This window comes from Bdellovibrio sp. HCB288 (assembly GCF_047305935.1).
In the GTDB taxonomy this organism is placed as follows: domain Bacteria; phylum Bdellovibrionota; class Bdellovibrionia; order Bdellovibrionales; family Bdellovibrionaceae; genus Bdellovibrio.
Genome location: NZ_CP178619.1, coordinates 2,708,076 through 2,721,843, shown reverse-complemented (window position 1 = coordinate 2,721,843; position 13,768 = coordinate 2,708,076). Strand labels below are relative to the sequence as shown.

Below are 13,768 nucleotides of genomic sequence, written 5' to 3'. Positions count from 1 at the left end.
CCAGATCAGGAACACTCAAGAAATGTTCCTAATCCCCGCTTCACGCATGTATTTCAACTTATTATGAGCCGCGCATAGCACCTGCAGATTTTCGATATGGCCTGCTCCTTGGGCCCAACGGCTATGCTTATGATCGATCTGTAAAAGCCATTTGCTTTCACATCGCCGGCCGGTTTTAGTATCAACCCACTGACAACATGATTGCTTCCTAATTAGAATCTTTTTATTCGCAGATGAAATCCTTTGCGAACTTGTTCCTGCTGAAACATTCACCGCCACATTGGCAGTGACACTTTTTGCTTTCGATGTTGGCACAGTTGAAACATTCGAGTTACCAACGGATTCTATCTGAACATTCGTGCCCTCAGTGTTTTTCTTATGTTTTACCCCTGTTCTGTGTTTAATAACTTTATCTGCAAGATATTCCAGGAATACCGCCAAATCCTGGGTGGGAACCGCGTGCGATAGAAGTTCCTGGGCATTCTTGATTTTGGCGAAGGCTTCTTTGGTAAGCGTAAGTTCAAATCGAACACTTTCATCAGCTTGGACTTTTTTGTGAGTCCCTTGCATTAACGGCAAATCAAAGAAGGCCGCCAACTGCTGTTGAGTCTTTCCAGAACTTCCATCTTCTGTTCCGCTTGTACCGGTTGCGCACGAGTTCTTACCACCTCGCGAGCTGCTTTTTGAACAAGGGATATCTGACTTAGGTTGATTTCACCGGTCTGAATTTTCGCAGCCACTTCTGGCAATTCGCGCAGCAATCTTGCCGCATCAATTCTACGTTGAGCACTTCCCTCGGAATAACCCACTCCTTGAACCAGGTACTCAAACAAACTGGAAAAGCCGAAATCCAAATAGCTTTTACGTGCATCAATTTCCTTCAGAGTCTCCAAAACCTCATGCAAGACTTCACGCTCTTTTTGCGCCAATGATTTAATTCGCAGATCCAATTCACTTTGATCAAGTGTTTTCAGGTTCACAGGTCCTCCTATTGAAATTTCAAGTACAATACCATGGGTTTTGAACTTGGCTTTTAACCCACCACACTGACTCAACGCGAACTCAACTTATAAGCGCACCAGCGCCTTATACAAAAGAGATCTGCATCAATATTCTGAAAAATTCACCTTCGAAGAAATCGGGTTCTATACTTCGACTGGATTATCGAAAAACACCGTCAACACTTTTCCTGAGGTTTGCCAATTACATCTACGAAACACTTACCGCCAAATGGCGGCGGTAGAATATTATCAGGAAAGATATCCGCCAGAACAATAATACAATTTCTGAAACTGCCCCTCTTAGAAGATGCTGGCAAAACACCTGTTCTTTCTAATGAACGAATTTTCAAAGAACGATAGCGCCGCCATTTGGCAATGACGGTATTTAAAGAAATAAGAAAATAAATCGTGCAATGACACAGAGTTTTTAAAATTAAAAGACGTGTGCGGAAATTTAATGATCTCGTTTGACGAAAAATTTGAAACGCAGAATTTGTCTAACTCTTTTCTTACATACCAAAATTCTGTCATGAAAAATCACTACGCTACTGCTGGGTTCATTGTCACTTTCAGGCAGATTGGTGCTTGATGTTTGTTCGAACGAGCAGAAGCTCGTCGAAAAATAGCTCAAATATTTCGTCTAAAAGTTCTCCAGTTTCCGAGAAGTTCTTAAAAAAACACAGACTTAGCGCCAATTTCTTACAGGTATTTCCGGTAAAACGTCCATAATGTTGACGACTGAAAATTATTTTTTCTGTGCTTCAACACTCTACCTCGTATGATTTCAATGGGTTAGTGCGCCTCATTCTGAAACCGATTTTGAATAAAAAAATAAAATCGCTAGGTTGGGGCCAATTTCAGTTTTCGCTGTAATTCAACGAAACTGAATCCATCACGAACATGGTGGGGCTCAGGAGGGCAAACCGTATGATCAATCAAATCGCTCGCAAATCAGTAGTAGTTGCTTCAGCAATTTCAATGCTTGCTGGTTGCGGTAAAAGCGGAGGTTCTTATTCAACCCTCGCTGACGCTGATTCTTATAAGCAGGAAGCTGCCTACGTTCCGAAAAAGATCGACATCCTTTGGATCATTGATAACTCCGGCTCCATGGCACCTTCGCAAAAAAATCTCTCTGAAAACTTCAAGTCATTTATTCAACGCTTTCAGACCAACAATAATGATTTCCGTATGGCTGTTGGCACTACAGACGCCTGGAAAAGCTCTTCGCTGGCTCGCCTTAGAAATAACGCCGGCTATTACGTGATGGATAAATCCACTCCAAACCTTGAAAATGTTTTCATTAACACCGTTAAGCAAGGCGTAAACGGTGATGGTGATGAAAGAGCATTTGAAAGTATGAAGGATGTTCTAAGTCTTCAGGCGAATTCAAGCTTTCGCCGTCCGGATGCTTTCCTGGCAGTGATCATTGTATCTGACGAAGAGGACTTCTCTCATTCCGGCACAGGGATCAATGAAAACTATTCGAATCCGAACTTGTTCTCTGTACAAAGCTACATCGACTGGCTGAGTACATATACAGGCAGTACTGCTGATAGCAAAAACTTCTCTGTCTCAAACATCTCTGTTCAGGATGAAGTCTGCCGTGCTTCATTGGGTGGTGCCACTAAACTTCCAATTCGCTACCACGAGATCACTCAAAAAACTGCGGGCGTCAATGGTGACATCTGTGACGACTTCGGCAAAACATTGGAAATCATCTCTGATTCCATCATTCAGTTGACTGCGGTGTTTAAACTGACTCGCGAACCAATTCCAGAAACTATCGTTGTCACTGTCGGCGGCAGTATCGTGGCTAAAGATTCAGTGAACGGCTGGACTTACAATGCAACGACTATGGAGATCACATTCCACGGTTCAGCAATTCCAGCAGCAAACGCAGACGTAAAAATCAGCTTCGATCCAAAATCGATCAAGATCTAAGAAAAGGATTGTATAATGGGTGGGGAACAATCTACAGCAGCGAATCTTGAGCAATGGTATATCCTTCGTGGGGACATGAAATACGGTCCCTACGAATATCGCTCGATGATCTCGATGATCCAAAATGCAGAGCTTCAGGATTATAACTATGCCTGGGCTCCGCACCTTGAAAACTGGACACTCGTTGGCGAGCTTCCGGAGTTTTCAAAAGACCGTCTGGCTCGTTTGATCCAAACCAAGGATCATTTGTCAGGGGCTTTCATTGAAAGAAAGTTTCCGCGTAAAGATTTGAAAACTCCAATTTACGCTCACAACGATCAGTCGTTCTTTGATGGGAACACATTGAGCGTCAGTGAGAACGGAGCACTGGTCCTTTTGAATGACCCGCTCCTGTACCTTGGTCAAAAAATCATGCTGCATTTCAGAGTTTCTGAAAACAATCCTGTAGCATTTAATGTTCTTTGCGAAATTGTCCGAAAGAACTATTCGAAACAACGTTTAAACGTAAAATCCGGTCTGCACTATGCTGTTCGTTTCCTCCAGGTGCCAGAGACTGGTTCGACACAATTAACTAAATGGTCTCGCGGTGGCGGTTCCAAGGAGGAAACAAATGGCATTCTTAAAGTTCATGAATGAGTCTGGCGTCGTAGGCTGGGCAATTCTACTTACCGGTATTGGCGCATTGGTACTGATTGCAGAGCGCGCTAAGATGCTCTACAAAGAGTACGGTATGAATGTCGATGAGTTCATGGGCAAAGTCCAAACTCTTGTCTTGGCTAAAAAACATGACGAAGCACTTCTGCTTTGCGCACAACTTGAGAAAAAACCTCTGGCTGCTGCTTTCAAAACGATCCTTGAAAAAGCTGATCGTGATGACGACACTATTTTCCAGGCTCACGACATCGCTTTGTCTGAAAACGTTCCTTTGTATACAAAACGCCTGCACTACCTTTCCATGCTTGCCAACGTTGCAACATTGATGGGTCTTTTGGGTACAATCCACGGTCTGATCCTGTCGTTCCAAGCGGTTGCGGCAGCTGACCCGGCGTTGAAACAACAACTTCTTGCTCAAGGTATCTCCGTATCCATGTATACGACGGCTTTGGGTCTGGCAGTTGCGATTCCAGCGATGGTATTCTTCTCTATTCTGACTTCCCGTCAAAACGAATTGATGGAAGATATGATGGAAAAATGCGGTAAGTTGACAGAGTTGTTGACTAGCGCACACATTCCAAATCTTTCCCGTCAAAACGTATTCCCAGACCAAGTTGCTGCTCCAGCAGTGACTCCACCGTCTGCTCCCGGCAAGGCTTCTTAATTGAAGCCTTCGGGCGTTCCTAAGGTGTGAATTAATTTTTATTGGGTGGGTATATGAGACGCGCAAGAAAAATCAAAATCAATCATAATACAGAGTTCGATCTGGACTTGGCGCCACTGCTTGCCGTGATGGTAAAACTGGTACCGGTTCTGTTGCTCTCATCTGCATTCGTGCAAATGATGGTGATCGAAACTGAATTGCCGCAAGTCGTTTCCGAGGCGATTCAACGTAATGATGAAAAAGACAAACCAACAATCGTCGAATTGGAAGTTGACTCCAAAGTCGGTTTCACAATCATTGTGAATAAGGCTGGCAAAGAAAGCACTGTTTCAGTTCCGTTGAAAGACGGCAACCTGGACCTGCCTGCTTTGCACCAAAAACTGGTTGAAGTTAAACAAGCCAATCCTGAAGTTTTCAAAATCGAATTGAGTCCGGACTCCAAGGTTGCTTACAACGTCATCGTCAAGGTGATGGATGAAGCCCGTCAGTCCAGAGATTCAAAGATCACATTCCCCGTGTTTGATACCAAACAGGGCAAAAATGTGGACACCAAATACATGTTCCCAGAGGTTGTCTTTGCGAACATGATGGAGGGCTAGATCATGGCACGCCGTCGTGGATTTGAGCTTAAAAAACAAAGTTCAACGTTTACACTGAACATCACCTCGATGACGGATATGTTTACCATCCTGTTGGTGTTCCTATTACAAAGTTATTCGACTTCAACTGTAGAGCTTACTCCGGAAAACGGGTTGCGTCTGCCGACTTCGGCTACAACGGCAAATCCCGTGGAAGCGGTGAAAATCTCTCTCTCCAAGGATTCGTTGAAAATCGACAAAGACAAGATCGCTGATGTGAAGGACACAGAATTCCTTTCGCAGGACCTTGAGGCCACAGATGCGAACTTTATTAAGCCATTGTTCGCAAAACTGGACCATCTTGCGAAAAATTCAACCGAAAAGGAGAAGTGGGTGAAAGAAGGCAAAATTCTTTTGCAGGCAGATCGTGACCTACCTTATGCGACTCTTCGCAAAGTTATGTACACTGCTTCAATGGCCGGCTTTCCTCAGTTGAAATTGGTGACCATGGTCGGAGAATAACACTATGAAGCTGCGCACATTAACTCTCATAATTGGTATCCATCTATTCTCGTTGTTGTGCTTTGCAGAAAAGAATGAAAAAGGACTTATCCCTGAAGTTCGTCTGACGAACGATGAGGGTGAAAACGAAAAGAAAGCTTTGCGTTCCGAGCTGATGATCACTCGCTCTGAAAACAAAGCCATCGAGTCCCTTCAGGGTGTGATCAAAAGGAATAAAGGATCTTCCAACGAGGCGGAACTTTGGAACCGCCTTGCTGAGCTTTACATGCGTCGTTCAAAATCAGGTCGTTTCTTTGACCTGAATCGCGACAACCCGATGATGAAGCTCTCCCCTTTCCCGATTCCCAACGAAAAAGGTACTGAATCCGTTAAACGCGCGATGAAGATCTATTCCAAAATCGAAGTGGACTTCCCGAAGTTCCGCGATATGGATGCCGTACTTTTCAATAACGCCTTCGCTCACCAACAGGTGGGTCAAATGAAGGGCTCCAATGAACTCTATCAGCGTCTATTGACGAAATTCCCAAAATCACCATTGGTGCCGGATGGTACTTTGGCTTTGGGTGAATTGCTTTACGACCAGGGCAAATTTGCTGCGGCTCTGGAGCAGTTCGAAAAACTTGAAAAATTCCCAAACAGCCGTGTTTATTCGTACGGTATGTATAAGGCAGCATGGTCCTGCTACAATATGCGCGACAGTGAGTGCGGTATCAAAAAACTGGTACAGGTTGTAAAAAACAATCCTGCGCTTAAAGATGGCGAAGTCCCAACCAACCGTCACAATCTTCGCAAAGAGGCTTTGCGTGATTTGACTATTTTCATTGGTGACTCCTACCCTGCAAATAAACTTTATTCTTTCTTTGAAAGCATCACAAACCAGGATGAACTTGGCGAAGCCATGATGAATCTTGCCAAGCTTTACGACTCTCACAGCCGTCAAAAGGAAATGAACATCTTCCTGGATGAGTACATTGAGCAACATCCAAACGGTCCGGACGTTGTTAAATCCCATTTGCTACTGGTTGAAGCCAACGAAACGTTGAAAAAACGCGACCTGGTTCTTAAGCACATGCAAATCGCTTCTGACCACTGCCGCAATGGTTCCGACTGGAAGTCTTCTCAAAAGAAAGACACCATCATCACTTCGTGCGAGGAGTCTTTCCGTCGCACCAGCCTGGATATGACCAAAAAATGGTGGGATATCTGGCTTAAAAACAAACAAAACACTGAGTTCTCCAACCTGACTCAACAACTTTTCAAATTGATGCTGGATAACGAAGATCCAGCAAAACCGGATTTGAAAACACGCTTTGCCTATGCGGAGCTTCTGTTCCAAATTGGCAATTACGATCAGGCATCAGCACAATATAAAATGGTGGGTGACAAAACCACTGATGCAACAATGAAACATGACGCCAACTATGCGGCCCTTTTCTCGATTGAAAAATCCATCGAGAAAAAATCAGACTCTGAAAAAGAGGCGCAACGTAAGGACTTGGCTGCTAACTATCTGGCAAAACACCCGACTGGGAAATATGCCACAGCAGTTAAATTTAAAATGGGTCATATCGCCTATCAGGAAAACAACTATCCTGAAGCGGAAAAATGGCTGAAACCTTTGACCACGGTCAAAGGAAATGAAAATGCAGATATCCGTCGCAAATCAGAGGATCTGGTTTTGGATATGCTGAACATTAAAAAAGACTATGTGGGCATCAAAGAGTTCTCGAAGCTTATTATGGCTTCAACGACCGATGCCACACGCAAGAAAAGCATGAACAAGATCCAGGAAGAAGCTCACTTCACTGAAATTCAGGAGTTTGCAAAAACCGGAGACAAGGATCAAGCTGCACAAAAACTGATGGCTTACGCCAAGGAGCATGACGGTTCCAAACTTGCTCAGGATGCCTCCTGGCAGGCGATCGGGATTCTGTATACTGAAGGAAAGGTTTTTGACGCCGCAGAGATGTCTGTGAAATACGCGCAAAAACATCCTGATGACAAAAAGAATCTGGATGCCCTGAAAGATGCTGCAAAATCTTACACGGATGTCGGCCAGACAGCGAAAGCTGCTGAAACCCTGGTTAAGGTCGCTGACATGGATAAAAAAGCCCGTAACCAATACCTGGAAACAGCGGCTGACATCTATGTCATGGAAAAACGTGTGAAAGATGCGCGCTCTGCTTACATGGGTATTTTATCCGCAGCAGACAGCAAAACAACAGAACGCATCTATGGAAAACTTTTGGATTCCTATAAGAATGACAAAGGTTCTGCTGAGTATGAGAAACTGCAAAATCAAATCTCTGCGAAAGGTATCGAACCTTATACGACAGAGGCCATGATTGAACGCGCTCAAAAACTTCTGGATTCCGGAAAGTTGACTGCAGCCTTTGACCTTTCCATGAAAGCCAATGGCCGCTCTGTTCCTGCAGAGACACGCGCTGCTGCACGCTTGATTCAAGCGGCAGTACTTGAAAAAGAATTTATTTCTCAAAGCGTAAAAGCCCGCGAGGAAAAATTCGCAACTGTACTTGCGATCAAAACAGAAAAACTGGACAAAGCTCAAACCGCCTATGTGGGTGCTTTGAAAATGTCCAAGGATCCATATCAACAATTGGAAGCCTTGCGCGGTATCGACCGTGTGTATGGCAACTACATCGATTCATTGACGTCGATGCCACTGCCCGCTTCTTTGAGCCCTGATGATCAAAAACAACTTCGCGGCGAATTGGCTAAATTGACAAACCCAATTCAGGAAAAGAAGAACGACAATGATGCCAAATTGAAAGTTTTGGCATCCACTGTTGGTCAAACGGCGACGGCGGTAAGAGCTTATTCAAGCATTGGTGTGGATAGAACAATCACTCCGATTGCTCAATTCCCTGCTGCTGACAAATGGGGTGTATTCCTTCCGCAATCAGCTGATATGACAATTGGTAAAGTGTCTCGTTATGAGATTCGCCCAGGCAAAACCTGCAACAAGGCCGCTGTTATGGCTGGTCAGATTGAAAAGTTGAACGCTTTTGAAACTGCTGCAAACTGCTACGGCGCGAAACAATACGATATCGTCGAGAAGCTGGGCCTTGAGCTTGCCAAAGGCAAAGAGACACGCGCAGTGGGCTTATTCCTTGCGAGTGTTGGCTCTGAAGCAAAAGGCTATGGCGATAAGGCAATGTGGCTCATTGATGCATCCTTAAAGCTTCAACCTGAGTCATCTCCTTACGTGTATCAAAAAGGTCGCCTCACTTATCACGACTATGGAATTAAGGCCGCAATGCCCTACTTCGATAAGGCGATGAATATGCAAATTCCTTCGACAGAAATCGAAACTTTCGCTGGAGTGAAGGCATTCTCAGAGGGAGATTTCAGTCGCGCAGTGGATAAATTCTCTGCACTGAATAAAGATCAGTTGTATACTTTAAATGTGGGAACGCTTTTGAGTGAATCATATGCTCAAAAGGGTCAGGTCGATAAAGCCTTGGCAATGATCAAAGATTTGATCACTGTCAGCAAAAAAGACTCAGTCGACTATCTTCTGGAACAAGCTCATATCCTTGAGACTTTCAAAGGAAGCCCCACGCTAGCGTTGGATTCCTACGAAAAGGCATTCAAAGCCAGCAGCGCGCAAGCAGATTTGCGTGAATGGTTAAGCAAAAAAATTCAGTTTATTAAAAATCAAAACAAAGTCGGTCAGCACGTAATCTCGGGAGACTTGTAGTATGGAGGGTACAAGTGAAAGCTTTCATCCAATTGATGACTGTTTTTCTTCTCTTGGGGTCAGCGACTGCCTTTGCCAAGCAAAAGACAGTCCGTAAAGTCCAAGAAGTCAATTTCGGTGATATGAACCTCAAGGGTACAATTCGTAACCCTGACGGCGCTTATCTTGTGCAAAAGCGAGGCATCAAGTTCATGCCTCTGTACGATGTACAAAAAGATATGGATGGCCGCATCAGGGAATCAGCATTGTACTTGAACAACTAAGTTTAGTTTTTATTTGAGGGGTTTATATGGTCACGTTGATTGTACGTCAGTCTCTTAAGAATGGGACTGCAAAAACTTGGAAATTGAGACCAACAAGCGAAACGCAAACGTTTGGCTCTTCCCGCCTTGCGGATGTGATTTCAATTTCACCAAACACAAAAGGTATTCAAGGCCTGTTTGAATATCGTGATGGTCAATGGTTCTATGTTGACATGGATATGGCTACCTCCAGCGGATTGAAACAATCCCCAGCCATCGCCTTGAGCAAAGAATCCACTGTGGCCTTGAGCGATTGCACATTGAGCTTTGAACCAGTAAAAAAAGAAACCAATCTGTATTCCCGCCTGGAGAAATCCGGCAGCGATGAATCCACAGGTAAGAAGTTTCAACTTTTCCTGGTTAAACAAAACGGCCGTGTCGTACAGACTAAAATCCAGCCTTTGAACAAGGCTTTCAAACCAGACTTTACCAACACTAAAGTGGCTTGCGTTCCTTCACCGGAGTGGCACCGTCAAAACGTGGGTGATGTCGAGGTCTCCCAAAGAACTCTTTCTATGGAAGATGCTGCTGCTATGGGACGCTTTAATACAGCGAACCTGGTGGATGAGGACTCCAAAAAAGGCGTAATCCTGATGCTCGGTGCTGCGGCCCTGTTTGTAACAGCCGCACTATTTGGACCAAAGGGCGGTGAAACCATGGCCCAGGTCGAGCCTCCGAAAATCGCGCAAAAAATCATAGTAAAAACTGAACTTAAACCAAAGCGTAAAAGAGCCGAAGCTCCTAAACAGCAGCAGATGGCAGCCGCACCAGCAGCCGCGCCTAAACAACAGGCCGCAGCTACCGGTGGTGGTGGCAAACTTGCCAATATGATGAAATCGATCTCTGACGGTCGTATTTCTAAATTGATTGGTAAAGTTTCCGCGCAAGGTGCAAAAAGTGCCAACGTGATGTTCGCTCAAGGTGTTAAAGCCGGTTCCGGCCCTTCCGGTCGTGGTTTGGCAGCTGTGGGTAATATCGAACGCTCCGGTCGTGACTGGGGTGCTGCAGGTAACGGTGCAGGAGTGATGATTTCCACTAATGGTAAAGGCGGCGGTAAAAGCGCTTCCGGCATGGGTGGTCTTGCTCAAGGTGGCACGGGTAATGCCGGTGTTGGTTTGATCGAGGAGGAGTCTGAAATTACTGGTGGTTTGGACCGTGAGGTTATCGCCCAGTATATCAAATCCAAATTGGGTCAGATCCTTTACTGTTACGAACGTCAACTGAGTGCGAATCCGGATTTGTTCGGCAAAGTCGCTGTTAAATTCACGATCGGTGGTACTGGTCAGGTTGAACAGCAGCTTATTGGCGACACAACCCTGAAGAACTCAACAGTTGAAGGCTGTATTTTGAATCGTGTAGCCGCATGGAAGTTCCCTGCCCCACAAGGCGGAACGCGCGTGCTAGTTACATATCCATTTTTGTTTAAAAGTACCAACTAGGACGGGAGACCGAAATGTTTAAGAAAACACTACTAATATTCTTCGTGATGACAGCTCAGGCTTTTGCACAAACGGCGACAACTCCGGCGGCAAAACCAACGACAACTGACTCACGTGGCAGCGACAAACTTGATATTAAAAAATTGGAAAACAAATACTGGGCCGCTAAGGACGAGGATTTTGGCGTGGTTCAAAACCGTCGTTATGTGAAAGCGGAGCGCTTTTATCTGACTGGAAAAGCTGGTATCCCATTCAATGATGCTTACAGCACTGGCACAATTATGGGATTAGATCTTGGTTACTTTCTGAATGAACGCTGGGGCTTTGAGTTGTCTTACGACTCTGCTGACATGAAGAACAATGATGCCGTTGATCAATTCATAAGTACCTACGGCGCAATTCCAGATCATAACGTCATTCAATCTTCGTACTTCGTTTCCGCGATTTGGGTGCCATTCTATGCAAAAATGTCAGCTTTGGACAAAGCGATCATATATTTCGACATGGGTGTATCCGTTGGTCTAGGTAATGTGAACTACAAAATTGCCAAGCAAGAAGGCGACGAATCCAAGTCTGCATTCGGCTACAAGCTAGGTATTTTCCAGCAGATCTTTTTCTCCGAGCACTTTGCATTGAGAGCGGATTTGATCAATACATGGTCTAACCAAGAGCAATCAAAGTACTACTACAATTACGGTGGTAATGCGATCACTGGTCGTGATTTAGGTTCAAAAATGGTGAACGATACCTCACTGATGATTGGTATCACTTATTGGCATTAATTTTACGTTATTGTCTCCAAGGCCGGGGGGTCTTTATGAATAAGCCAATGAAAGCAATGTTAGTGCTGCCTTTACTGTGCAGCACAGCCTTTGCCCAGGAAGCGCCAAGAGCGCTCAATGTGAAAGCCCAGGGGGCTCCTGCAGCTGCAAATCTGCGGGTTAAATCCAGCATGGTTCCAACTTTTGAGATTTATCAAAAGAAAACCGTCAAAGGCAAAACTGAAGTCTTTAAAGTCAAAGCGATTCCGGAGCTGAATATCGGTTCCGAGCGCACAGTTGAGGCAACTCCACTGAGCCCGCTGCGTCTGCCCGCTTCTCAACAATTGGTTGTAAAACCAGTTAAGAAAGCGCCGATGATCAATCCAATGACTGTTAAGATTCCTCCCTACACTGCTGTGGTGGGTGCACCTAAAGTTGTAACGTCACCGGAAGCTTTCACAAAAATTCCTGACGTGAAAATGCTGGGCTCCATCAAGGATCCGTCCGTGGAAGAACCACAAACGAATCTTATGAAGATGGATGATATGAAGCCGAACGATTACAAGTTGCTTCAGGCTTTGATCTTCCTGGAAATCCAGCAAAAATACGAAATGGCCATGGGTCTTTTTTCGGAGTTGATGGAAGATAAAGAGCACCGTTTGGAAGCTCTTTACAACTATGCGATGACGGCAAAAGGTTTGGGTCTGAATACAGAATTCAGAACTTACATGATCAAAGTATCCCAGGAGACTAAAAACAAAGAATGGCAGGAAAGAGCAACGAAAGCTTTGGTTGAGGGCATCACTTCCCTTGAACAATCTGACATCGCTTTGATTGATCCATTGGTTACGAAGTACGAAATGGATGTGACGAAGAATTCAGACTACCAGATCACTCGTGCGAAGTATTATTCTTCAATCGGCAACCTGGGTATGATGGAAGACGCATTGATGCACATCGATGAAAAGTCTCCAAAATATCCGGAAGCATTGTTGCTTTCCGGCCTGTTCAACTATCGTCAAAATAAAGTGGATGAAGCCACTGTGAACCTTGAAGCTTTGCTTAAGGCCACTGATGGCGACAAGAAATCCCAAATCAGAAACGTGGGTGCGATCACTATGGCCCGCATTCAGTTCCAAAAAAGCATGTACAAAGAGGCGTTCCAGTCTTACTTGAAAGTAGACCGTTCCTCCCCTCTTTGGTTGCAAGCAATGACCGAGAGTGCCTGGACTCAGATTTTGTCTGAGGACTATGAAGGTGCTGCCGGCAATATGTTCTCCTTGCACACGGACTTCTTTAAGAACGCTTTCAATCCGGAATCTTTTGTGGTTCGTACTGTGGGCTATCTGAACCTGTGCCAATACGGTGACGGTGTTCAGGTTCTTGAGGAGATGCGTGGCAAATACGGTCCTTGGAAAGGCAAACTTGAGGCTTATAACAAAGCCCATAAGAAATCCACGGACTACTATGAAACTGTGAAAAACTGGGCGAAGAACTCTGACCTGAAAGAAGTCGATGGCTTGCCACGTGCTTTCATCGTGGAACTTGCGCGCCACCCTGGTTTCATGAGCATCCAAAAGCAAATCAATAACTACGAGGACGAAATCACAAAGTTCAATAAGATCTCTTTCACATTGATCAAAATGGAAAAAGAGTTCCTGACGAAAAAAGCAGAAGCCAGCAAAGACGTGGCCACTGCAAAATCAAAAGGTCGTGACACAGCAAGTGCCGAGAAAAAACTTTTGAGCTACCAGATTCAATACCATATTGCGAACAAAGCGCGCACTTCGATCAAAAATCTGCGCACTCAGGGTATCGCTCGTATTGACAAGGAAAAAGACGGTCTGCGCACTGACGCCGGCAAGTCTTTGCAAGGCAACTTTAAAAACATGGTTACCAACTTAAACCGTGTTCTGGATCAAAACGACGTGCTTCAGTATGAATTGTACTCGGGCGCTGGTGAACACATCCGTTACCAAATGGCTGGCGGTGAAGTAACTGATAAAGAACGTCCAGAGCTTAAAGTGGCTAAAGAGAAAAGCTTGAACTGGAAATTCAAAGGCGAGATCTGGGAAGACGAAGTGGGTCACTACCGTTCATCTTTGAAAAATGTCTGCGCGCAGGACAATAGCGTTGCCGGCATGAATGAGCACTAAGAGAAATATTTAAGGAAAAGGATTTGTAT

Annotated in this window: 12 protein-coding genes; 10 read left to right on the top strand and 2 right to left on the bottom strand. The window is 44.8% G+C overall.

The features are described 5' to 3' along the window. Positions 1 to 15: 15 nt before the first annotated feature. Complete coding sequence (locus ACLVWR_RS13345; RefSeq protein WP_413581139.1) at positions 16 to 579, bottom strand: HNH endonuclease; 564 nt, start codon at positions 577 to 579, stop codon at positions 16 to 18. Continuing rightward, positions 570 to 980 carry a DUF222 domain-containing protein gene (locus ACLVWR_RS13340; protein ID WP_413581138.1) on the bottom strand — a complete coding sequence of 137 codons (411 nt, stop codon included), beginning with the start codon at positions 978 to 980 and terminating at the stop codon, positions 570 to 572. The genes ACLVWR_RS13345 and ACLVWR_RS13340 overlap by 10 nt, the downstream gene beginning before the upstream one ends. Positions 981 to 1,928: 948 nt before the next feature. Here ACLVWR_RS13340 and ACLVWR_RS13335 point away from each other — a divergent pair. Genes ACLVWR_RS13335 through ACLVWR_RS13290 form a run of 10 tightly spaced genes read left to right on the top strand, consistent with a single transcriptional unit; the run spans position 1,929 to position 13,739 of the window. Continuing rightward, complete coding sequence (locus ACLVWR_RS13335) at positions 1,929 to 2,942, top strand: hypothetical protein (protein WP_413581137.1); 1,014 nt, start codon at positions 1,929 to 1,931, stop codon at positions 2,940 to 2,942. 15 nt (positions 2,943 to 2,957) lie between these two features. Further along, positions 2,958 to 3,578: a PilZ domain-containing protein gene (locus ACLVWR_RS13330; protein WP_413581136.1), complete on the top strand. Its 621-nt coding sequence runs from the start codon at positions 2,958 to 2,960 to the stop codon at positions 3,576 to 3,578. Continuing rightward, positions 3,553 to 4,260 (top strand): MotA/TolQ/ExbB proton channel family protein, encoded by a 708-nt coding sequence (locus ACLVWR_RS13325; RefSeq protein ID WP_413581135.1) that lies wholly within the window; start codon positions 3,553 to 3,555, stop codon positions 4,258 to 4,260. The genes ACLVWR_RS13330 and ACLVWR_RS13325 overlap by 26 nt, the downstream gene beginning before the upstream one ends. Before the next feature lie 53 nt (positions 4,261 to 4,313). Then, a complete protein-coding gene (locus tag ACLVWR_RS13320) occupies positions 4,314 to 4,859 on the top strand; it encodes a biopolymer transporter ExbD (protein ID WP_340599625.1) in 546 nt (181 codons plus the stop codon). A gap of 3 nt (positions 4,860 to 4,862) precedes the next feature. Beyond that, positions 4,863 to 5,360 carry an ExbD/TolR family protein gene (locus ACLVWR_RS13315; RefSeq protein ID WP_413581134.1) on the top strand — a complete coding sequence of 166 codons (498 nt, stop codon included), beginning with the start codon at positions 4,863 to 4,865 and terminating at the stop codon, positions 5,358 to 5,360. A 4-nt stretch (positions 5,361 to 5,364) separates the two neighbouring features. After that, positions 5,365 to 9,081, top strand: coding sequence for a tetratricopeptide repeat protein (locus tag ACLVWR_RS13310; protein WP_413581133.1), 3,717 nt, complete (start codon positions 5,365 to 5,367; stop codon positions 9,079 to 9,081). Positions 9,082 to 9,095: 14 nt separating this feature from the next. Further along, positions 9,096 to 9,344 carry a hypothetical protein gene (locus ACLVWR_RS13305; protein WP_340599628.1) on the top strand — a complete coding sequence of 83 codons (249 nt, stop codon included), beginning with the start codon at positions 9,096 to 9,098 and terminating at the stop codon, positions 9,342 to 9,344. 26 nt (positions 9,345 to 9,370) lie between these two features. Next, positions 9,371 to 10,822: an AgmX/PglI C-terminal domain-containing protein gene (locus ACLVWR_RS13300; protein WP_413581132.1), complete on the top strand. Its 1,452-nt coding sequence runs from the start codon at positions 9,371 to 9,373 to the stop codon at positions 10,820 to 10,822. A 14-nt stretch (positions 10,823 to 10,836) separates the two neighbouring features. Continuing rightward, positions 10,837 to 11,604, top strand: coding sequence for an outer membrane beta-barrel domain-containing protein (locus ACLVWR_RS13295; protein WP_413581131.1), 768 nt, complete (start codon positions 10,837 to 10,839; stop codon positions 11,602 to 11,604). A gap of 35 nt (positions 11,605 to 11,639) precedes the next feature. Continuing rightward, complete coding sequence (locus ACLVWR_RS13290; RefSeq protein ID WP_413581130.1) at positions 11,640 to 13,739, top strand: tetratricopeptide repeat protein; 2,100 nt, start codon at positions 11,640 to 11,642, stop codon at positions 13,737 to 13,739. Positions 13,740 to 13,768: the final 29 nt, after the last annotated feature.

Excerpts from the sequence above, each read along its gene's own strand:
- ACLVWR_RS13335 (WP_413581137.1), top strand. The coding sequence starts at position 1,929 with ATGATCAATCAAATCGCTCGCAAATCAGTAGTAGTTGCTTCAGCAATT.
- ACLVWR_RS13330 (WP_413581136.1), top strand. The coding sequence starts at position 2,958 with ATGGGTGGGGAACAATCTACAGCAGCGAATCTTGAGCAATGGTATATC.
- ACLVWR_RS13325 (WP_413581135.1), top strand. The coding sequence starts at position 3,553 with ATGGCATTCTTAAAGTTCATGAATGAGTCTGGCGTCGTAGGCTGGGCA.
- ACLVWR_RS13320 (WP_340599625.1), top strand. The coding sequence starts at position 4,314 with ATGAGACGCGCAAGAAAAATCAAAATCAATCATAATACAGAGTTCGAT.
- ACLVWR_RS13315 (WP_413581134.1), top strand. The coding sequence starts at position 4,863 with ATGGCACGCCGTCGTGGATTTGAGCTTAAAAAACAAAGTTCAACGTTT.
- ACLVWR_RS13310 (WP_413581133.1), top strand. The coding sequence starts at position 5,365 with ATGAAGCTGCGCACATTAACTCTCATAATTGGTATCCATCTATTCTCG.
- ACLVWR_RS13300 (WP_413581132.1), top strand. The coding sequence starts at position 9,371 with ATGGTCACGTTGATTGTACGTCAGTCTCTTAAGAATGGGACTGCAAAA.
- ACLVWR_RS13295 (WP_413581131.1), top strand. The coding sequence starts at position 10,837 with ATGTTTAAGAAAACACTACTAATATTCTTCGTGATGACAGCTCAGGCT.
- ACLVWR_RS13290 (WP_413581130.1), top strand. The coding sequence starts at position 11,640 with ATGAATAAGCCAATGAAAGCAATGTTAGTGCTGCCTTTACTGTGCAGC.